General features: G+C 47.7%; 17 protein-coding genes. 11 read left to right on the forward strand and 6 right to left on the reverse strand.

Features of this window, described 5'->3' with window-relative positions:
- Positions 1 to 5: 5 nt before the first annotated feature.
- Together QRX25_RS04985 and hmoB are read right to left on the reverse strand one after the other, a co-directional pair.
- Positions 6 to 1,391, reverse strand: coding sequence for a hypothetical protein (locus QRX25_RS04985; RefSeq protein ID WP_115997907.1), 1,386 nt, complete (start codon positions 1,389 to 1,391; stop codon positions 6 to 8).
- A gap of 114 nt (positions 1,392 to 1,505) precedes the next feature.
- Entirely contained in the window at positions 1,506 to 2,006 is a 501-nt protein-coding gene (gene hmoB, locus QRX25_RS04990) for a heme-degrading oxygenase HmoB (RefSeq protein ID WP_065981085.1), read from the reverse strand.
- Between the two features lie 122 nt (positions 2,007 to 2,128).
- Here hmoB and QRX25_RS04995 point away from each other — a divergent pair, with 122 nt between their 5' ends.
- From QRX25_RS04995 to QRX25_RS05020, 6 genes are all read left to right on the forward strand, one after another.
- Positions 2,129 to 4,270, forward strand: coding sequence for a transglycosylase domain-containing protein (locus QRX25_RS04995; protein WP_212100839.1), 2,142 nt, complete (start codon positions 2,129 to 2,131; stop codon positions 4,268 to 4,270).
- A gap of 124 nt (positions 4,271 to 4,394) precedes the next feature.
- Positions 4,395 to 5,456: a uroporphyrinogen decarboxylase gene (gene hemE / locus QRX25_RS05000; protein ID WP_065521807.1), complete on the forward strand. Its 1,062-nt coding sequence runs from the start codon at positions 4,395 to 4,397 to the stop codon at positions 5,454 to 5,456.
- 75 nt (positions 5,457 to 5,531) lie between these two features.
- Positions 5,532 to 6,467: a ferrochelatase gene (gene hemH / locus QRX25_RS05005; protein WP_065521752.1), complete on the forward strand. Its 936-nt coding sequence runs from the start codon at positions 5,532 to 5,534 to the stop codon at positions 6,465 to 6,467.
- Between the two features lie 27 nt (positions 6,468 to 6,494).
- The gene (gene hemY, locus QRX25_RS05010) at positions 6,495 to 7,928 is read left to right on the forward strand and encodes a protoporphyrinogen oxidase (RefSeq protein ID WP_065981087.1); all 1,434 of its coding nucleotides are present in this window, start codon (positions 6,495 to 6,497) and stop codon (positions 7,926 to 7,928) included.
- Between the two features lie 149 nt (positions 7,929 to 8,077).
- Complete coding sequence (locus tag QRX25_RS05015) at positions 8,078 to 8,650, forward strand: TetR/AcrR family transcriptional regulator (RefSeq protein WP_065981088.1); 573 nt, start codon at positions 8,078 to 8,080, stop codon at positions 8,648 to 8,650.
- 71 nt (positions 8,651 to 8,721) lie between these two features.
- Positions 8,722 to 11,055, forward strand: a complete 2,334-nt coding sequence (locus tag QRX25_RS05020; RefSeq protein ID WP_212100842.1) for a YhgE/Pip domain-containing protein — start codon at positions 8,722 to 8,724, stop codon at positions 11,053 to 11,055.
- A 330-nt stretch (positions 11,056 to 11,385) separates the two neighbouring features.
- On the opposite strand, the gene fabHB is transcribed toward QRX25_RS05020, so the two are convergent.
- Positions 11,386 to 12,363, reverse strand: coding sequence for a beta-ketoacyl-ACP synthase III FabHB (fabHB, locus tag QRX25_RS05025; protein WP_115997912.1), 978 nt, complete (start codon positions 12,361 to 12,363; stop codon positions 11,386 to 11,388).
- Positions 12,364 to 12,406: 43 nt separating this feature from the next.
- On the reverse strand, positions 12,407 to 12,655 hold the full coding sequence (locus tag QRX25_RS05030) for a hypothetical protein (RefSeq protein WP_065981091.1): 249 nt from the start codon (positions 12,653 to 12,655) through the stop codon (positions 12,407 to 12,409).
- A gap of 171 nt (positions 12,656 to 12,826) precedes the next feature.
- Between QRX25_RS05030 and QRX25_RS05035 the strand changes: the two genes are divergently transcribed.
- Positions 12,827 to 13,858 (forward strand): M42 family metallopeptidase, encoded by a 1,032-nt coding sequence (locus QRX25_RS05035; protein WP_373418730.1) that lies wholly within the window; start codon positions 12,827 to 12,829, stop codon positions 13,856 to 13,858.
- Between the two features lie 39 nt (positions 13,859 to 13,897).
- Here the strand turns inward: QRX25_RS05035 and gltT are convergent, their stop codons facing one another.
- Both gltT and yhfH read right to left on the reverse strand, forming a co-directional pair.
- Complete coding sequence (gene gltT, locus QRX25_RS05040) at positions 13,898 to 15,187, reverse strand: glutamate/proton symporter GltT (protein WP_065981093.1); 1,290 nt, start codon at positions 15,185 to 15,187, stop codon at positions 13,898 to 13,900.
- A gap of 232 nt (positions 15,188 to 15,419) precedes the next feature.
- Entirely contained in the window at positions 15,420 to 15,554 is a 135-nt protein-coding gene (gene yhfH, locus QRX25_RS05045; RefSeq protein WP_065981094.1) for a protein YhfH, read from the reverse strand.
- A 157-nt stretch (positions 15,555 to 15,711) separates the two neighbouring features.
- Here yhfH and QRX25_RS05050 point away from each other — a divergent pair, with 157 nt between their 5' ends.
- The 4 genes from QRX25_RS05050 (at position 15,712) to lcfB (ending at position 19,852) form a co-directional block, all read left to right on the forward strand.
- A complete protein-coding gene (locus tag QRX25_RS05050) occupies positions 15,712 to 16,446 on the forward strand; it encodes an MBL fold metallo-hydrolase (protein WP_212100845.1) in 735 nt (244 codons plus the stop codon).
- Between the two features lie 12 nt (positions 16,447 to 16,458).
- Positions 16,459 to 17,454, forward strand: coding sequence for a lipoate--protein ligase (gene lplA, locus QRX25_RS05055; protein WP_013351728.1), 996 nt, complete (start codon positions 16,459 to 16,461; stop codon positions 17,452 to 17,454).
- A gap of 80 nt (positions 17,455 to 17,534) precedes the next feature.
- Positions 17,535 to 18,179 (forward strand): SDR family oxidoreductase, encoded by a 645-nt coding sequence (locus tag QRX25_RS05060; protein WP_065981096.1) that lies wholly within the window; start codon positions 17,535 to 17,537, stop codon positions 18,177 to 18,179.
- A gap of 131 nt (positions 18,180 to 18,310) precedes the next feature.
- On the forward strand, positions 18,311 to 19,852 hold the full coding sequence (gene lcfB, locus QRX25_RS05065; RefSeq protein ID WP_065981097.1) for a long-chain-fatty-acid--CoA ligase LcfB: 1,542 nt from the start codon (positions 18,311 to 18,313) through the stop codon (positions 19,850 to 19,852).
- The last annotated feature ends 28 nt before the right edge of the window (positions 19,853 to 19,880 follow it).

Consider the following 19,880-nt stretch of genomic DNA (forward strand, 5'->3'; position numbering starts at 1 on the left):
TTTTGCTAAGGGAGAATGATGATGGCGGCGATCGTTGTGACAACAAGTCCGGCCGCCACCGGAATAAAGTTTTTCCTGGCAAGCTCAAACGGATCAACTTTACAAATAGCCGCAGCGGGGATAAGCGCCCAAGGGACCAATGTTCCGCCCCCGACCCAGATTGCTGCAATCTGCCCCAGCGCCGTTAAAACGGCCGGGTCCGTATGAAGCGCGGCGGAAAATAGTTTTGCCATCGAGCCTGCAAGAGAAATACCGGAAAAGCCAGAACCGTCAAGCCCTGTAATCGCACCGACTGCGGTGAGGGCGATGCCGGCGAATTCCCCGGACATCGGAAAGGAATGGGACAGCGCCAGCCCGAGGTCATTGACGATCCCCGCAGATCCCTGCGGCAAAGAGGTGTTCAAAATACTTTTAAACCCCGCGTCACCGAGATAAAAGAAAGCCGCGATCGGAATGACGGGGCCGAATACTTTAAAGCCGAATTGAAAACCGCTGATAAAATACTCAGTGATCTTTTCTAAATGCCGCTGCTTATGAACAATGAAATGAATGATCAGGAGGATGCCGATCGCAGTCCCCCCGACGAGTGCCGTCGCGTCATTTCCTTGCAGGCGGTATACGAGCATGCAAATAATATCGGCAAGAAAAACAATCGGAATGCAAACCGCCAGGATCACCCTGAGTTTTTTCGGAAGATACATACTTGTGTCCAAAGAACCGGAGCTGTCAAAGGAGAGGGGGGCCGGCTTTTTTTTTCGTTCCCGCATGATGAGAAAAAAAGCGGTGACTGTCGTCGTTAACCCCATGATCAAAACGAGCGGAATACTTGCCTGCATGACATCGCCCACAGGAACTCCCGCGGCATCGGCTGTCAATTTCGGCGCCGCCTGAATGACGTAATCACCTGATAAAGCGAATCCGTGGCCGAACAGGTTCATCGCCATTGCTGCGGCGATCGGAGAAAGACCCGCCCGGATCGCAGCGGGAAGCAGCACTGCGCCGATCAGCGCCACCCCGGGTGACGGCCAGAAAAAAAGAGAGATGGCAAACATCAGGCCGCCGATGACCCAATACGCGACAGCCGGGCCTTTCATCAGCTTCGCAAATGGAGAAATCATCGCTTCATTAATACCTGTTTTGGTCAAAAGGCCGCTCATCGCCACGATGAAACAAATAATAAAAATCGTCGGCAGCAATTCCCCGGCGGCATACGTGAAGCTGTGAAACAGGCTGCTGACCGAAGCGGAGAATGAATGCGTCGTCCATAGCGCAATCACAAAAATACCGGCAAGTGAAATAAAGGTTGTATCTTTTCTGAGAAGCATAAAAACGATAATGGCTGCGATAAAAGCAACATAAAGCAGATGTATCGAGTAGACGCCGATCCCCAATTGAACCACTCCGTTTATAAATAGGATTGCTACAGGTTATTCATAGGCGGACGGAAGGTGCAAAGAAGGAAGCGGAAAACCGGGACAAAAAAAGCCGGAGAATCTCCGGCGGTTTTAGTCTATAGCGTAATAAGCGGTTACATAAGACGGACGGGAGAAAATGGACGTCGTATCAATGCCTGCTGATGTTCCGCGTTTTTTATGAGCTTCCTGATAAGAGTTTGACTGCTGCCAGTTCTGAAAGGCTTTTTCCTCTTCCCACAGGGTCAGGATGACATACGTATCGCCTTCGAGCGGCCTTAATACGCGGATGGCTTTAAAGCCGGGTTCATTTTCCACTTTGCCGGCGCGGTTTTTAAACCGATTTTCAAACAGCGGCCGGCCTTCCTGGGTAACTGCGATGTTGTTGAGGACGGCGTAGCCCGGATTTTTGATTTCCCCGACGCTGTCGATGCTTTCATATGAATGGGGCGCCTGGAAAACGGTTTCTCCATTTGTCTCGTGGATTAAAATCGCATTTTCCTCCCCTTGCATCAGCACCATATTCTCACCAGGGTGTTTCTTTGCAATCGTCTTTAAAAAATCGGCTGTCCCATATGTAATATAAACCTTCATATCAGCCACCTCCTGCTTGCTAGTATATCAAAAGAGTGGTATAAGTTTCTATTGGCGACTCATTCTGACATAAATCGAAACAATATTTCCCATACTACAAGTTAAGAAAGGCGAGGTGACTTATGCTGAAAAAGAAAAAAAGATTCTTTATTCCGGCTGTAATTGCAGCGGCAACCGCTTTTCTCGCGTTAATCGGATACATTATCATTATATTTCTCGGCCATTATGTCATCGATGAAAAGAAATTAATACTGCACGCATCTTCAAAAATCGTCGATCAAAACGGTGATGAAATCGCGAGCCTTTATACGGAAAACCGCGAACCGGTATCCATTCAGGAGGTTCCGGAAGATGTGAGAGATGCCTTTATCGCCGTTGAAGATAAACGGTTTTACGAACATCACGGCATTGATGTGAAGTCTGTCGGACGGGCGGTGTTCCGGGATGTTTTAGCAGGCGGCAAGGTGGAGGGCGGAAGCACGATCACCCAGCAGCTGGCGAAAAACATTTTTCTGACTAATGATAAAACATTTTTGCGCAAGACAAAGGAAGTCATCATCGCCATCAATCTTGAGCGTGACTACAGCAAGGATAAGCTTCTTGAAATGTACCTGAACCAGCTCTATTTCGGCCATGGCGTTTACGGCATTCAAGCCGCGTCTCACTACTACTTTAATAAAGAAGTAAAAGATTTAACCGTTGCAGAAGGCGCCGTTCTGGCAGCTATACCGAAGGCGCCATCCCTTTATTCGCCGATTCAGCATCCCGGCAAAAATAAAGAACGGCGTGATACGATTCTTTCTATGATGAATGCTCAAGGCTATATCAGCGCCAAAGAAGCCGTCAGAGCCCAGGGCAGGACATTGGGGCTTAATGTCAAGAAAACATCTGAAACGCCTTGGTTTGACAGTTATATCGATCTTGTCATCAAGGAGGCGGAATCACGTTATTCGATGTCAGGAGAACAGCTTCTTCAAGGCGGCTATACGATCCGGACTTCGCTTGATTCCAAGCTGCAGAAAACGGCATACACACTCATGAGGGAAAGCGGCTATTTTCCGGGGACGGATCAGGCAGCAGAGGGAAGCGCCGTCTTTATTGATAATAAAACCGGAGGCGTCCGCGCGGCGGTCGGCGGCCGCGACTACGTGACAAAAGGGTACAACAGGGTAACTGCGCCGCGGCAGCCGGGCTCAACGTTTAAGCCGCTTGCCGTGTACGGGCCCGCCATGCAGGAAGACAAGTTCAAACCGTATTCGCTTCTTCAAGACAAATTGCAATCTTACGACGGGTATGAACCGAAAAATTATGACGGACAGTACAAGAGGCAAGTGACGATGCAGGACGCGATCACATACAGCATAAATGCGCCCGCTGTCTGGACATTGAAGCAGATCGGCGTGGATACGGGAAAATCGTATCTTGATAAAAACGGCATAAACATTTCTGACAACGGGCTTGCGATTGCGCTGGGCGGTTTGTCAGAAGGCGTCACCCCGCTTCAGCTTGCCGGAGCTTATCATACCTTTGCGGCGAACGGAATGTATACGAAGCCATTTTTTATTGAGAAAATCACGGACGAAGACGGAGAAACGGTATCCGGGCCTAAAAACGGCAAAACGCGCGTCTTCAGCGGACAGACCGCATGGAATATGACGAGAATGCTTCAGCAGGTCGTAAAAGAAGGAACCGCTTCACAAGGCAGCTATCAAGGCGACCTGGCGGGAAAAACCGGCACGACGTCATTTACCGGCGTCCCCGGCGCCACGAAAGATGCCTGGTTTGCGGGATACACTCCCGGACTGACGGGAGCCATCTGGATGGGCTATGACAAAACGGATAAAACCCATTACCTGAAAGGAGGAAGCCAGTACCCGGTCCGGCTCTTTAAAGATATCGTCACGAAAGCGGAAGAAAGCGGCAAAACATTCAAAAAGCCTGAAAACGTGAAAGAACTGGGCAGTCCGATTGAGCTTAAAGCGGTGAAGTCCTTGTCGGCCCGTTATACATTTAAGGCGATGGGATTGATTACGATTCAATTAAAATGGGATGCTCAAAAGGATGATCGGGTTGTTTACCGAATATATGAGAAGAAAGACGGAAAAGACAAGCTTCTGGATTCGGTGAAAGGAGAAGGCAGCTTTGACATTCCGTACGCCAATCTGTTCTCAGGGGCTTCATACAAGGTCGTTCCATATAATACACAGACGAAACAAGAAGGAGAGGGAACGGAATACGTTCAGCCGAAGCTTTTTTCTTCTTAAATAATGAATTCGGCGATTTTTTGAACATTAAGCCTCAATTCTATACCATTTTGAAAAAACAAGGTATAGTGTAATGGGCGAAGAACACGAACGTATGGTTGCAGGAGGAAAGGTGGAAATTCAGATGAGTAAACGAGAAGCGTTTAATGATACGTTTTTAAAAGCGGCACGGGGAGAAAAAGCGGGTCACGTCCCTGTCTGGTACATGAGACAGGCGGGGAGGTCACAGCCGGAATACCGCAAGCTGAAGGAAAAGTACGGCCTGGTTGAAATTACGCATCAGCCCGAGCTGTGCGCGTATGTGACAAGACTTCCGGTCGAGCAGTACGGAGTGGACGCTGCCATTTTATATAAAGATATTATGACGCCGCTTCCTTATATCGGAGTGGATGTTGAAATTAAAAACGGAATCGGCCCGGTGATCGATCAGCCGGTGCGCTCTGCTGCGGATATTGACAAGCTCGGCGAACTGAATCCCGAACAGGATGTTCCTTACGTGCTGGAAACGATCCGATTACTCGTAAATGAACAGCTGAATGTCCCGCTCATCGGTTTTTCGGGAGCGCCTTTTACGCTGGCCAGTTATATGATTGAAGGCGGGCCTTCTAAAAATTACAACAAAACAAAAGCGTTTATGCACAGTATGCCGCAAGCATGGCAGATGCTGATGGACAAGCTCGCGGACATGATTATCGTTTATGCGAAAGCGCAGATTAACGCCGGCGCAAAAGCCATTCAGATTTTTGATTCATGGGTCGGCGCGCTGAACCGCGAAGATTACCGGACGTATATCAAACCGGTGATGGACAGAATTTTCCGGGAGCTTTCAGCAGAACAAGTTCCGCTGATCATGTTCGGCGTTGGCGCAAGCCACCTGGCCGGAGATTGGCATGACCTTCCTCTTGACGTCGTCGGTCTTGATTGGAGACTCAGCATAGATGACGCCAGAAAACAAGGCATCACGAAAACGGTTCAGGGCAACCTTGATCCGTCGCTTCTTCTTGCGCCTTGGGAAGTCATCGAGGAAAAAGCGAAAGCGATACTTGATCAGGGCATGAAAACGGACCGGTTTATTTTCAATTTAGGACACGGCGTATTCCCTGATGTAAATCCGGATACGCTGAAAAAGCTGACGGCGTTTGTGCATGAATACTCCGCAGCCAAAAAAACGGAACGATCTTCCTGAGCAGATCGTTGGTTATAAGGAGATTTTCCTGTCAAAATCAAGATAGACAGACCATCAAAAGAGGTGTTTAACAAAATGAGCAGCAAAAAGAAAATGGGACTTCTTGTCATGGCTTACGGAACGCCTTACAAAGAAGAGGACATAGAGCGTTATTATACACATATCAGACGCGGAAGAAAGCCGGAGCCGCATATGCTTCAAGACTTAAAAGACAGATATGAGGCGATCGGAGGCATTTCGCCGCTCGCAAAAATTACGCAGGAGCAGGCGGAGAAGCTCGGACAGCGTTTAAATGAAATCCAGGATGACGTAACATTCAAAGTGTACATCGGATTAAAACATATTGAACCGTTTATCGAAGATGCGGTGGCGGACATGCATAAAGACGGCATTACAGAAGCTGTCAGCCTTGTGCTCGCCCCTCATTTTTCAACATTCAGCGTCAAGTCTTACAATAAACGCGCGAAAGAAGAAGCGGACAAGCTCGGCGGCTTGACCATCAAGTCGGTTGAAAGCTGGTATGATGAACCGAAATTCGTTGATTATTGGGTCACCCAAGTGAAGAAAACGTATGACTCCATGCCGAAAGAAGAACGGGATGACGCGATGCTGATCGTATCAGCGCACAGTCTTCCTGAAAAAATTAAAGAATACGGCGATCCGTATCCTGACCAGCTGGAGGAATCCGCAAAACTGATAGCCGAAGGCGCCGGAATTACCGATTACGCAGTCGGCTGGCAGAGCGAAGGGAACACCCCTGATCCGTGGCTCGGGCCGGATGTGCAGGATCTCACGCGCGAGCTGTATCAAAAGCATCCTTATAAAGCATTTGTATACGTGCCCGCAGGCTTCGTTGCTGATCATTTAGAGGTGCTTTACGATAATGATTACGAATGCAAAGCTGTGACCGATGAAGTCGGCGCAAGCTACTATCGTCCGGCTATGCCGAACGCACAGCCTGAATTTATCGACGCGCTTGCAGCGGTCGTGCTGAAAGAGCTGGACAAGTAGAATTAAACGGTAAAGAAGGCGATAAAAATGAGTGGCGATAAAAAACATCTGGTCATCATCGGCGGCGGCATAACGGGATTAGCCGCCGCCTTCTACATGGAAAAAGAAATCAAGGAAAAACAGCTGCCGCTTGAGATTACTCTGATCGAAGCAGGCCCGAGAGCGGGCGGAAAAATTCAGACGGCCCATAAAGACGGCTACATCATCGAGCGGGGGCCGGATTCTTTTTTGGAAAGGAAAAAAAGCGCTCTGCAGCTCGTGAAGGATCTGGGGCTTGAGCATCTGCTCGTCAACAATGCGACCGGCCAGTCTTACGTGCTTGTCAACGAGACGCTCCATCCGATGCCGAAGGGCGCGGTGATGGGCATCCCGACAAAAATCGCTCCGTTCATTTCCACCGGCTTATTTTCTGTTCCCGGAAAAGCGCGGGCGGCGCTGGATTTTGTCCTGCCTGCGAGCAAACCGAAGGAAGATCAGTCTCTGGGTGAGTTTTTCCGCAGACGCGTCGGTGACGAAGTTGTTGAGAATTTAATAGAACCGCTGTTGTCAGGGATTTATGCCGGAGATATTGATAAGCTGAGCCTCATGTCCACGTTTCCGCAATTCTATCAGACTGAGCAAAAGCACAGAAGTCTGATTCTCGGCATGAAAAAATCGCGCCCGCAGCCTTCGGGACAGCAGCTGACGGCCAAAAAGCAGGGCCAGTTTTTAACCCTGACGACAGGGCTTCAAACTTTGGTGGAGGAGCTGGAAAAGCAGCTTACGCTGACAAAGGTGATGAAAGGCACGAAAGTCACCCATATCGGCCGCGAGGAGAAGGGATATTCCGTGAGGCTTGATAACGGCAGTGTGCTGCATGCGGAAGGATGCATTGTGACAGCGCCGCATAAAGCCGCGGCGAAAATGCTTTCTGATCTGCCGGCGGTTTCATGTCTCAAAGACATGCATTCTACGTCCGTTGCCAACGTCGCCTTAGGTTTTCCGGAGGGAGCCGTCAAGATGGAGCATGAAGGTACGGGATTCGTTATTTCAAGAAACAGCGATTTCTCCATCACGGCCTGCACATGGACGAATAAAAAATGGCCGCACGCGGCGCCGGAGGGCAAAACGCTTCTCAGGGCGTACGTCGGAAAGGCCGGAGATGAATCCATCGTAGATCTTTCAGATAACGAGATCATTAAAATCGTAATGGAAGATTTGAAAAAAGTAATGAAAATCAATGGCGAACCGGAAATGACCTGTGTCACCCGCTGGAACGAAAGCATGCCGCAGTACCATGTCGGCCATAAAGAGCGCATCAAAGAGTTCAGAGATGCGCTGAAAGCTTCCTACCCGGGTGTATACGCGACGGGCGCATCTTTTGAAGGGGTAGGCATCCCTGACTGTATCGACCAGGGAAAAGCCGCAGTATATGATTCACTGGCTTATTTATTTGAAACGTACCAGCCTCCGTTATCTTAAAACGGGGGTTTTTTTTGCATGTTCCCGTTCTGTAAAGGGAACACCATTATAGAGAAAAAACATTTGAATCTTCTTCGCGACTGTGATAAGTTATCTTATGTACAAAATGACTAAAACGTTCAAACGGTCAATTTAACGAGGTGGGAAACATGTCCGTCGATCGGAAAAAGCTCATTCTGGAAGCGGCAACGAAATCTTTTACGCAATTCGGCTACAAAGCAACGACAATGGATCTGGTGGCAAAGCTTGCAAATGTGGGGAAGGGAACCATCTACACGTTCTTCAAAAACAAAGAAGAGCTGTTTGATGATATTTTCACCACTATTTTAAGAGAAATGAAGGAACAAGCAGACGAAGCGATGAAACCGGAGCTTTCATTTCATGAAAATGTCCACCGGGCGCTAGTCGCGATTTTGGAATTCAGAAAAACACACCAGCTGACTATTAAAATTTTTCAGGAGAACGCCGAGATTGGTACAATTGCCGTTCAGGATGTCATTGCGAAAATGGAGCGGGCCATTCTGTCATACATTAAAGAAAAGATAGAATGTGCCATTGAAAACGGGAGCATTAAACCGTGCGATCCGGAGCTGACCGCTTTTGTGATGCTCAAACTCTACATCGCGCTGATATTTGACTGGGAAAAAAACCATCCGCCTCTTGAAAAAGAGACGATCGCCGAATTGCTGGAAATCTATGTTGGTCAAGGATTATCTAAATAGATGATCCTTCACTTTTTGGATGCCGTGACCGTTTTGTCAAATGAGTCAGTTTGCGGAAGGAGGCAACAGGGTTGAATACAATAAAAAGCCAGTGGAAAGACATTATAACGAGCAAGAAACTGTTAATCCCCATCATTGCCATATTATTCGTTCCGCTGATCTACAGCGGAGTGTTTTTGAAGGCGTACTGGGATCCGTACGGCACGGTGGATCAGCTGCCGGTTGTCGTTGTCAACCAGGATAAAGGGGCAGACTACGAAGGGAAACATCTTCAGATCGGTGACGATCTTGTGAAAGAGTTAAAGAAAAATGATAATTTTGATTGGCATTTTTCAAGCGATCTTGATCAATCGCTAAAGGACTTATTAAATGCTAAATATTATTTATTGGTCGAGATTCCTGAAGATTTTTCTAAAAACGCCAGCACGGTAATGGATAAAAATCCGAAGAAGCTGGATCTGAAGTATCATACGAATGCCGGTTCCAACTATGTCGGCGCGACAATCGGTGAAAAGGCGATCGATAAATTGAAAGCCTCGGTGTCGAAAGAAGTGACGGAGCAATACGCAAAAGTCATTTTTGACAACTTTAAAGATATTGCCAAAGGACTCGGCAAAGCCAGCAGCGGCGCCAAGAAAATAGACGATGGCACAAAAAGTGCGAAAGACGGCAGCGCCAAGCTGAAGGAAAATTTAGCGAAGCTCACTGAAAGCACCGCAACCATCAGCGATAAAACGCAGCAGCTTACAGACGGCGCAGCAAAAGTGACAAGCGGAATTCAAACGCTTGACAGCTCTATCGCAAAACTCCAGAGCGCAAGCGCCGAAATTCAAGACAAATCAGGACAGATTGCTTCAGGCGGAGGCCAAGTGGCCAGCGGGCTGAAAACGAGCCTTGACGGGCATAAGCAGCTCCAGCAAAAGCTTCCGGATTTAACGAATGGATTAAGCGTGTTAAACAGCAAGGCGCAGGAAGTATCGCAAAAAGCGGCGGCATTTGAAGATGCCATCAATTCAGTCAACCTGTCAGATATAGAAAAAGCCGTTGGGCAGCTCGAACAGACTGAAAAGGAATTGCAGCAGTTTAAGAAGAAGCTTTCTGATCTGAAAAACAGCCTCGATGCCCGGGATAACGCGGTCAAAAAGGTGATTCAGGACAGTGATTTCTTAACGGATGAGCAAAAAGCGAAACTTGTTCAGCTTCTGAATGAGAAGCTTCCGAAAGCTGACCTTCCGGATTTAGACAATATCGTCAGCCAGCTTCCGTCCGGCGGAGATATTCAGCTTCCGGATATGTCAGTCATAAAAAGCGCGCTCCAAGATGTAAAAGCGAAGGCTGATCAGCTGAAAGCACTGCCTCAGTCCACATCGAAACTGTATAACGGCGCAGCGGCGGTACAAGACGCGATTAACCAGCTGACAGCGGGAACTGATAAATTGTACAGCGGAGCGCAGACCGTCTTTGAAAGCCAAAACAAACTGACGGCCGGTATCGGCGAATACAACAGTAAGTTCGGCCAGCTCAAATCAGGATCAGAAGCGCTGGTGTTGGGGAGCGGCCAAGTGTCAGGCGGCTTAACGAAACTGCTGGATGCGCAAAACAAAATCCATGACGGCTCATCCAAAATTGAGCAGGGCCAAGCGTCTCTCGGCACCGGTTTAAGCAAGCTTTTAGACGGCACCGGACAATTGTCCAGCCAGCTGAAAGATGCGGCCGATCAAACCGGAGACATTAAGACAGATGACAAAACGTACAGCATGATCGCCGATCCGGTAAAAACGGACGATAACGCGATTCATTCCGTGCCTAACTACGGTACCGGACTGACGCCATATATTCTCTCTATGGGCTTATATGTCGGCGGATTGATGCTGACGGTCGTATTCCCTCTGAGTGAAGCTTCAGGGCGTCCGAGAAACGGTTTTGAGTGGTTCCTCAGCAAATTCAGCGTCATTCTGCTCGTCGGACTGATTCAATCCGTTATTGTCGCAACGGTTCTGTTAAAAGGAATCGGGCTTGATGTGGAAAGCACTTGGAGATTCTATCTCTTTACGATGATTACCAGCATCGCGTTCCTGTCCATGATTCAATTATTGGCGACAACGATGGGAAATCCGGGACGCTTTATCGCTGTTATCATTCTGGTGCTCCAGCTCGGGGCAAGCGGAGGAACCTTCCCGCTCGAACTCCTGCCGGGATTCTATCAAGTGATTCACGGCGCACTGCCGATGACTTACAGCATCAACGGATTCCGTGCCGTCATTTCAAATGGCGATTACGGCTACATGTGGCAGCAGGCATCGGTTCTATTGGGCATCGCCGTTGTCATGATCACACTGACCATCGTGTACTTTACGGTACAAAGCAAAAAAGAACACAAAGCGGAAGAAGAAATAACCGCATAAGAAATAGAGGCTCTGAGCAAATGCTCAGGGCCTCTTTTATTCAAAAGAGATGATTTAGAGGTTCAGGCTTCCGAAAGGGCTTTTTACGGCTAAACACGTTAAAGTAGAAAAAATGCCCGAACAGATAAACCCTGTTCCAGCGTCTGTCAGCATAGGAGCGGGCAGCATGACATTTACACGTAAACGCTGCCGGCTTTTGTGTATCATGCGTTTTTCAATCTGTTGATCGGTAAAACGATGCCATGGCTTCACTTGCCGGACTTGCGGGTGTTTTATTGATCAATCTGAAAAAAGCATCATTCTCTTTATAGAGAGTGATGCTTTTGTTTATTAAAATCCCCATCTTACCAACAGTCCGGTATACGTCAATCCGCCGCCGAACCCGAATAATACCAGGGTCTGGCCTTCCGACAGCTTTTTCGCTTTCACGGCTTCATCCAAAGCGAGAATAATAGAAACAGATGAGGTGTTGCCGTAATATTCAACACTTGTTAGAGTCCGTTCAGCCGGGAAGGGAAGTTTTTCACAGATTGATTCGATCATCCGCATGTTGGCGCTGTGAGGAACGAACCAATCCAGATCATCTTTTGAAAAGCCGGCTTTTTCTAAAAGGACGTTGAATTCCTCTGGTACGGTTCTGACCGCCCATTTATATACTTCTCGGCCGTTTTGCACCATGTTTCCTCCGCCCTTAAGCGGCTGGCCGTTTAATTCAGCTCTCAGTCCCGTCCGATACAGCACGTCCGCGCCGCTCCCGACCGTGCCTTGCACGGCTGCCAAAAAGCCCGGAGCTGCTTCATCACGTTCCACCAATAGGGCGCCTGCAGCGTCTCCGAACAGGACACAGGTCGACCTGTCAGTATAATCTGTTACTTTTGATAATGTTTCACCGGCAATCACGATCACTTTTTGATGAGTTCCGGCAGTAATTAATGCGTCTGCGAGCTGAAGGCCGTATGTGAGCCCGGCGCATGTGGCGTTTATATCAAGCGCCCCCGTGTGCGGCCAGCCGAAGTAAGCCTGCACGCGTGCCGCGGTGCTTGGAAATGCATAGTCCGCCGTCGTTGTAGCCAAAAGGATCATATCGACATCATCAAGGGTCCCGCTGTATCGTTCTGCAAGGTTTTTCACCGCTCCAATACATAAATCCGATGTGAATTCATGCTCGCCGGCAATGCGTCTTTCCTTCATACCGGTGCGCTGGACGATCCATTCATCAGATGTATCGACGATGCGCTCCAAATCCGCGTTTGTTAATCTGCGTGCCGGAGCATATGTACCGATTGCTGTAATTTTAGATTTTGACATTATGAATCACTCCTTTATAATCAGATTATAACACCAGATGTTATTACTTGGTACTAATTTTAACAAAAAAACCCAAGCAGCATCCGCTGGTTGGGGAGCATGAGACATCTATTTGTAAAACGGGTTTGTGTGAAACATTACCAATGACGGCAGCAGTGACGGCTGTGATGGCAGCATGAATGACGATGCTTTCTTTCTTTTTTCTTTTTACATGGTTCTTCTTCTTTTTTACAGCACCAGAAGGAGTCTCCATCAAACCAATCATCTTCAAACCAATCTTCAAACCAATCATTATGACACCTTTTCCGCTTGTGCGGTTTACGGCTGATCATACAATTCCCTCCTATTCCCATGCTCCCTTCATCTTATGAAAAAAGAGAAGGAAAAGATTGGACGGGTTGTGGATCAAAAGAGTATATTTTAAGAAGAATAAAATTGATAGGAGGAATGACCTGTGGAAAATATGAAACATACGATGGAACTGATTAAAAAACTGGTGTCGATTCCGAGTCCGACGGGCAATACATACGAGGTTATCGCATATACAGAAAGTCTTTTAAAAGACTGGGGCGTCTCATCTTACAGAAATCGCAAAGGCGGTCTTTTTGTCACAATTCCCGGCCGTGATGACAAGAAACACAGATTGCTGACGGCGCATGTCGATACGCTCGGCGCAATGGTAAAGGAAATAAAAGCGGACGGCAGGCTGAAGATCGACTTGATCGGCGGCTTTAGATACAACTCGATTGAAGGGGAATATTGCGAGATTCAAACTTCTTCCGGCAAAACCTATACAGGCACCATCTTAATGCATCAGACTTCAGTGCACGTATACAAGGATGCCGGCAAGGCAGAGCGGAATCAGGAGAATATGGAAGTCCGTCTTGATGAGCCTGTACGGACGAAAGAAGAGACGTCCGATCTCGGCATCAGAGTCGGCGATTTCATCTCATTTGACCCGCGCGTGCAGATTACGCCGAGCGGTTTTATCAAGTCCCGTCATCTTGATGACAAAGCGAGTGTGGCTCTGCTCCTGGATTTAATCCGCCGCATCACTGAAGAGAAGATCGATCTTCCGTATACGACGCATTTTCTGATCTCTAATAATGAAGAAATCGGCTACGGCGGCAATTCCAACATTCCGCCTGAAACCGTCGAATACTTGGCTGTTGATATGGGAGCGATCGGCGACGGCCAGTCTACGGATGAATATACCGTCTCCATTTGCGTGAAGGATGCGAGCGGCCCTTACCATTATCAGCTCAGAAAACATCTGGCGGGGCTTGCGGAGCGCTATGGCATTGACTATCAGCTTGATATTTATCCGTATTACGGCTCTGACGCCTCAGCAGCCATCCGTTCGGGCCATGACATTGTCCACGGACTGATCGGCCCGGGAATTGACGCTTCACACGCCTTTGAACGCACGCACGAATTATCGCTTCTGAATACGGCGAAGCTTTTGCACCGGTACGTTCTATCTCCGATGGCATAAAAAAACCTGCGCGGAAAAATTTCCGTGCAGGTTTTTCGTTTAACCTGAAATGGTGGTGTTTTGTTCTGTTTTGGCGAGGCTCATGACCTTCGCGCCTTTAACGGGATCATACTGGCCTTCCCATTTTGACATCACAACGGATGCCAGCGCGTTTCCGGTCAGATTGACGACCGTACGGGCCATGTCCATAATCCGGTCAACACCGGCGATGAATGCAAGACCTTCTGCAGGAACGCCGATTGTGCCGAGTGTCGCAAGCAGGACGACGAAAGAAGTCCCTGGCACGGCAGCCATTCCTTTGGAAGTGACCATCAGGACAAGCACAAGGGTAAGCTGCTGCCAAATGGACAAGTCAATGTGGTATACCTGAGCGAGGAATAAAGCGGCGATAGATTGGTACAGCACAGAACCGTCTAAGTTAAAGGTATATCCGATCGGCACAACAAAAGAAACAATACCTTTCGGACAGCCGATTTTCTCCATTTTCTCCATAACGCGGGGAAGTACAGTTTCGGAGCTTGACGTACTGAACGCCAATAAAATTTCATCCTTCATATAGGCGAGGAATTTGAAAATGTTAACCCCAGCAAGCTTTCCGACGATTCCGAATACAACAATGAGAAAGAAAGCCAGAGCTACATATACTAAACCGACCAGTTTACCGAGTGAAAGCAGGGAACTGAGCCCGAATTTGGAAACGGTAACACCAATCAATGCAAAAACACCAAACGGAGCAACTTTCATGACCAGGTTCACAACGTGGAACATGGAATGAGAAACACCTTCAAAGAAGGCCAGTACAGGCTTTCCTTTTTCTCCGATTGCCGAGATGCCGAGTGCAAACAGCACGGTAAAGCAGATGATGGCAAGCAGATCTCCTTCGGCCAATGATTGGAAGAAGTTTGTCGGTACAATATGCAGGAATGTGTCTGCTACGGATTTACCGCTTTGTTCTTTTTCTGTTTCAACATATTGACTGATATCTGTTTTTTGAGCTTCATGTATATTAACGCCAGCTCCCGGTTGAAAAAGATTCGCCAGAGCGAGTCCGAGAATAATGGCAAAAGTGGTAATGATCTCAAAATACAAAATCGTTCTGAAGCCTAATTTTCCGACCTGTTTTCCGCTTCCCGCGCCGGCAACGCCGATGATTAAGCTGGAAACCACAATTGGAATCACTATCATTTTGATTAAGCGTAAAAACAAATCGCCAATAGGCTGTAAAAAAGTTGGAACAGCGGGATTGCCATACCAGATGACACCGACTACAACCCCTAGTATGAGTCCGACGAAAATTTGCGTCGCTAATCCAAAACGTAATTTTTTCATAGATTACCTCCCGAAGAAAAAAGTGCAATAAGTATCTAAAAAGATAGCTATTAGAACAAATTATAATAGAAAAGAAAACAATTCGTCTATAGAAAAATATAGATTGAAAATACTGAATTGTTCAAAACATACAGATTATTGCTAATAATGGTGAATAACGCCCTATTCTGAAAGTATGATACCGGCCGAAAAAAAAGGCGCCGCACACCTTCGAATGTGCAGCGCCCAATTGTTACATATCCTTTATTTTCAAGCAATTGTCACAAACATTTCCATAGCATTCATGCTGTTCATCTATTTCTTTGCCGCATTCCGCACACTTTTTACCGGGTAGATTTCTAAAAAATTCTGTTATTTTATCCAACATACCCATCCCTCTTTCATTGTTTTGTCTTTACATTGTATTATAACAGTTTGTGAAAATCAACGGCTGTTTTGACACAATGTTTAAAACATGCAATTTGTACGAAAAATAGGTATATTGAAGGAAAGGGTCTTTTTATCATAAACATTCGGAGGATGATATGAAAGTTACAGTTATTGGATGCTGCGGCGGGTTTCCGGCCGCAAATGAAGCAACTTCAGGCTATCTGTTTCAGTCCGGCGGTTATTCTCTTCTGGTCGATTGCGGAAGCGCCGTATTATCAAAGCTGTTTGCTTATGTTCCGGCAGAAGAGCTTGATGCCGTCATTTTGTCTCATTATCACCATGATCACATCGCTGATATCGGGCCGCTTCAATTTGCCAAGCAGGTCGGCTCTTTTCTCGGAAAAGGGACGGATGCGCTGCCGATTTACGGGCATGATGCTGATATAGAACAGTTTGAGCGTCTTACATATAAAACGCATACAAAAGGAGTGGCTTATCAGCCGGACCGCCCGCTTTCTGCCGGGCCGTTCACCATTACCTTTCTGAAAACGGTGCATCCGGTCACTTGTTATGCGATGCGTATTACCGACGGTACAGCTTCCGTTGTGTATACGGCTGATTCAAGCTATCAGGACGCGTTCATTCCGTTTGCGGAAAATGCCGATCTGCTGATTTGCGAGTGCAATTTTTACGCGCACCAAGACGGCGCGCCGGCCGGCCATATGAACAGCACGGAAGCCGGACGTATCGCGCGGGAGGCCGGAGCGGGAGAGCTGATTCTCACGCATCTGCCGCATTTCGGCGAGCACCTAAAGCTGAAAGAAGAAGCGGAATCCGTGTTCGGGGGAAAAGTGACGATCGCGGCTTCCGGATTGAAGTGGGAGAAATAAAGGAGGCGCACCATGTTATTTATTGACAACCAAAACATAACCGACCCGAGGATCAACCTCGCAATCGAAGAATATTGCGTGAAGCATCTCGACCCTGAACAGACATACCTGCTGTTTTATGTCAATCAGCCGTCGATTATCATCGGGAAGAATCAAAATACAATAGAAGAAATTAATACGAAATACGTAGAGGATAACGGAATCATCGTCGTCCGCAGACTGTCAGGAGGCGGCGCGGTTTATCACGATCTCGGGAATCTGAATTTCAGTTTTATCACAAAAGATGACGGAGACAGCTTTCACAATTTTAAAAAATTCACCGAACCCGTCATTCAGGCGCTGCGCCAGCTCGGGGTGGAAGCTGAATTAAGCGGCCGAAACGATATCGTCGCCGATGGCAGAAAAATTTCCGGCAACGCTCAATTTTCGACGAAGGGGCGTATTTTCAGCCACGGAACATTAATGCTGGATTCGGCCATTGACCATGTTGTGTCAGCGCTGAAAGTGAAAAAAGACAAAATCGAATCAAAGGGCATTAAATCAATCAGAAGCCGTGTCGCCAACATCAGCGAGTTTCTTGATGACAAAATGACGGCTGATGAATTCAAAAAACACCTGCTTCATCATATTTTTAATACAAATGATCTTTCCGAAGTGCCGGAATATAAGCTGACCGATGAAGACTGGAAAGTGATCCGGAAGATTTCTGAAGAGCGCTATCAAAACTGGGACTGGAATTTCGGCAGGTCGCCGGCATTTAATCTTCAGCATTCCAAACGTTATCCGGTCGGGTCGATTGATCTGCGCCTTGAAGTAAAAAAAGGAATCATTCAAGACTGCAAAATTTTCGGTGACTTCTTCGGTGCGAAAGATGTGAGTGAAATCGAACAGGCGCTGACCGGAAAACAATATGACAGAACCGCTATCAGAGAGGCGCTGGCCGGAATTGATCTGAAACAGTATTTCGGCAAAATAGAGCTGGAAGATTTTCTCGAACTGATTTATTAGAACATTTGCCGGACGCATGATTTGAAAGGGCGGCCGCTCATGTGAAATGATAGAACCATAATAAATAAGGAGGGATCATGATGAAAGTATTTCTCATCGGAGCAAACGGACAGATCGGACAGCGGCTGACCGGGCTGTTTCAAAAAGACGGCATGCATACCTTGCGGGCGATGGTCCGGAAAGAAGAGCAGAAAAAAGCGCTTCAAGCGGCGGGAACAGAAGCCGTTCTTGCAGATCTGGAAGGAAGTGCGGAAGACATCGCGAAAGCCGCCGAGGGCTGTGACGCGATTGTATTTACCGCCGGATCAGGAGGAAGCACCGGACACGATAAGACGCTTTTGATTGATCTTGACGGAGCGGCGAAAGCGGTAGAAGCGGCAAAGAAGGCCGGCATCAAGCGGTTTATTATGGTAAGCGCCCTTCAGGCTCATAACCGCGCCAATTGGAATGAAGCGCTGAAACCGTATTATGTTGCAAAGCATTATGCGGACAAAATTCTTGAAGCGAGCGGTTTGACGTATACGATTATCCGTCCCGGCGGGTTATTAAATGATCCGGGCACGGGCAATATTAAAGCCGCCGCCGATTTAGAAAGAGGCTCTATTTCAAGAGACGATGTCGCCAATACGGTTATCGCATCCCTTGATGAACCGAATACGTATGAAAAAGCGTTCGATCTGACGGCGGGCAGCACGCCGGTCAGAGAAGCGCTGAAACAATTATAATTTCCGGTTTTACGGCACTCAGGGCTTTTTGCCCTTGAGTGTTTTTCTATATTTTTCTATAATGAAAGTGAACGTTTATTCCGGAGAAATGAATGACTATTCATTCATTACATTTTTAAAGGGGTGGGAAAATGAATCTGGTTTCCAAATTGGAAGAAACGGCATCGCAGAAACCGGAAAAACCAGCTTGTCTGTTTCAAGATCAGTACATGACGTATAAGGAGCTGGCAGGTAAAATCGAAGCATTTGCAAACGGATTGGAGGACAGGGGACTGAAAAAAGGGGATCATCTCGCGCTGCTTCTCGGAAATACGCCTGATTTTGTCATTGCGTTTTTCGGTGCGTTGAAAGCGGGAGTCGTCGTCATTCCTGTTAATCCGGCATACACACCTTCAGAAATCGCGTATATGCTGAAAAACGGCGATGTCAAAGCGATCGCCGGCATTGATCTTTTAATTCCCGTATTTGAAAGCCTGCACGGCTCGCTGCCGCTGCTGGAGCATATCATCATCAGTCAGACCGCAGAGAACGCTCCATCGACAGAAGACCCTCAATTGCGCTTAAAAATGACAACGTTTACAAAAATGCTCCGCCCGGCGGAGCGCAGCAGAACCTATCCGGTATTGTCCAAAGATGATACGGCCGTCATTTTATACACCTCAGGGACGACGGGAAAACCGAAAGGCGCCATGCTCACCCATCAGAATCTTTTTTCCAACGCAAATGATGTCGCCGGATACTTAGGAATGAATGAGAAAGATAAAATTGTGGCAGCATTGCCGATGTTTCACGTTTTTTGTTTAACCGTTTGTATGAATGCGCCTCTGATGAGCGGAGCGTGTGTATTAATTGAACCGCAGTTCAGCCCGGCATCTGTCTTTAAACTGATTAAACGCCGGCAGGCAACCATTTTTGCAGGCGTACCGACGATGTATAACTATCTGTATCAATATGAGCACGGCAAGGCGGAGGATTTTGCGTCCGTCAGACTGTGCATTTCAGGCGGCGCTTCCATGCCGGTCGCTCTGTTGCAGACGTTTGAACAAACCTTTGACGTCACCATTCTGGAGGGATACGGACTTTCTGAAGCGTCTCCGGTTACTTGTTTCAATCCGTTTGACCGGGGGAGAAAGCCCGGCTCGATCGGGACGAATATTTTGCATGTCGAAAATAAAGTCGTCGATACGCTCGGTCGCGAACTGCCTGACCATCAAGTGGGGGAATTGATCGTGAAAGGGCCGAATGTGATGAAGGGCTATTACAAGATGCCAGAGGAGACGGAGCACGCGCTGAAGGACGGCTGGCTGTACACTGGTGATTTGGCGAAACGTGACGAAGACGGTTATTTTTATATTGTCGACAGAAAAAAAGATATGATTCTTGTCGGCGGTTACAACGTCTATCCCCGCGAAGTAGAAGAAGTGCTCTACAGCCATGAGGGCATTAAAGAAGCCGTGGTCATCGGTGTTCCCGACGCCAAAACGGGAGAAGCGGTGCATGCTTATATAGTGCCTGCTGACGGTGAACTGACAGAACAAGCCGTTTTTGATTACTGTGAGCAGCATTTGGCAAAATATAAGCGTCCGGCGGAAGTGGTTTTTCTTGATGAGATTCCGAAGAATGCGACAGGGAAGCTGCTGAGACGGGCGGTACGGGACATGCTTCCGAAATGAAAGACGAAAAGCGAAGCCGGGGGCTTCG

The sequence above is a fragment of the Bacillus sp. L381 genome (assembly GCF_030284525.1).
Classification (GTDB): Bacteria; Bacillota; Bacilli; order Bacillales; family Bacillaceae; genus Bacillus; species Bacillus amyloliquefaciens.

Excerpts from the sequence above, each read along its gene's own strand:
- QRX25_RS05050 (WP_212100845.1), top strand. The coding sequence starts at position 15,712 with ATGAAAGTTACAGTTATTGGATGCTGCGGCGGGTTTCCGGCCGCAAAT.
- fabHB (WP_115997912.1), bottom strand. The coding sequence starts at position 12,363 with ATGTCAAAATCTAAAATTACAGCAATCGGTACATATGCTCCGGCACGC.
- hemH (WP_065521752.1), top strand. The coding sequence starts at position 5,532 with ATGAGCAGCAAAAAGAAAATGGGACTTCTTGTCATGGCTTACGGAACG.
- QRX25_RS05015 (WP_065981088.1), top strand. The coding sequence starts at position 8,078 with ATGTCCGTCGATCGGAAAAAGCTCATTCTGGAAGCGGCAACGAAATCT.
- hemY (WP_065981087.1), top strand. The coding sequence starts at position 6,495 with ATGAGTGGCGATAAAAAACATCTGGTCATCATCGGCGGCGGCATAACG.
- hmoB (WP_065981085.1), bottom strand. The coding sequence starts at position 2,006 with ATGAAGGTTTATATTACATATGGGACAGCCGATTTTTTAAAGACGATT.
- QRX25_RS05030 (WP_065981091.1), bottom strand. The coding sequence starts at position 12,655 with ATGATTGGTTTGAAGATTGGTTTGAAGATGATTGGTTTGATGGAGACT.
- yhfH (WP_065981094.1), bottom strand. The coding sequence starts at position 15,554 with ATGTTGGATAAAATAACAGAATTTTTTAGAAATCTACCCGGTAAAAAG.
- QRX25_RS05060 (WP_065981096.1), top strand. The coding sequence starts at position 17,535 with ATGAAAGTATTTCTCATCGGAGCAAACGGACAGATCGGACAGCGGCTG.
- QRX25_RS04995 (WP_212100839.1), top strand. The coding sequence starts at position 2,129 with ATGCTGAAAAAGAAAAAAAGATTCTTTATTCCGGCTGTAATTGCAGCG.
- hemE (WP_065521807.1), top strand. The coding sequence starts at position 4,395 with ATGAGTAAACGAGAAGCGTTTAATGATACGTTTTTAAAAGCGGCACGG.
- QRX25_RS05035 (WP_373418730.1), top strand. The coding sequence starts at position 12,827 with ATGAAACATACGATGGAACTGATTAAAAAACTGGTGTCGATTCCGAGT.
- lplA (WP_013351728.1), top strand. The coding sequence starts at position 16,459 with ATGTTATTTATTGACAACCAAAACATAACCGACCCGAGGATCAACCTC.
- lcfB (WP_065981097.1), top strand. The coding sequence starts at position 18,311 with ATGAATCTGGTTTCCAAATTGGAAGAAACGGCATCGCAGAAACCGGAA.
- gltT (WP_065981093.1), bottom strand. The coding sequence starts at position 15,187 with ATGAAAAAATTACGTTTTGGATTAGCGACGCAAATTTTCGTCGGACTC.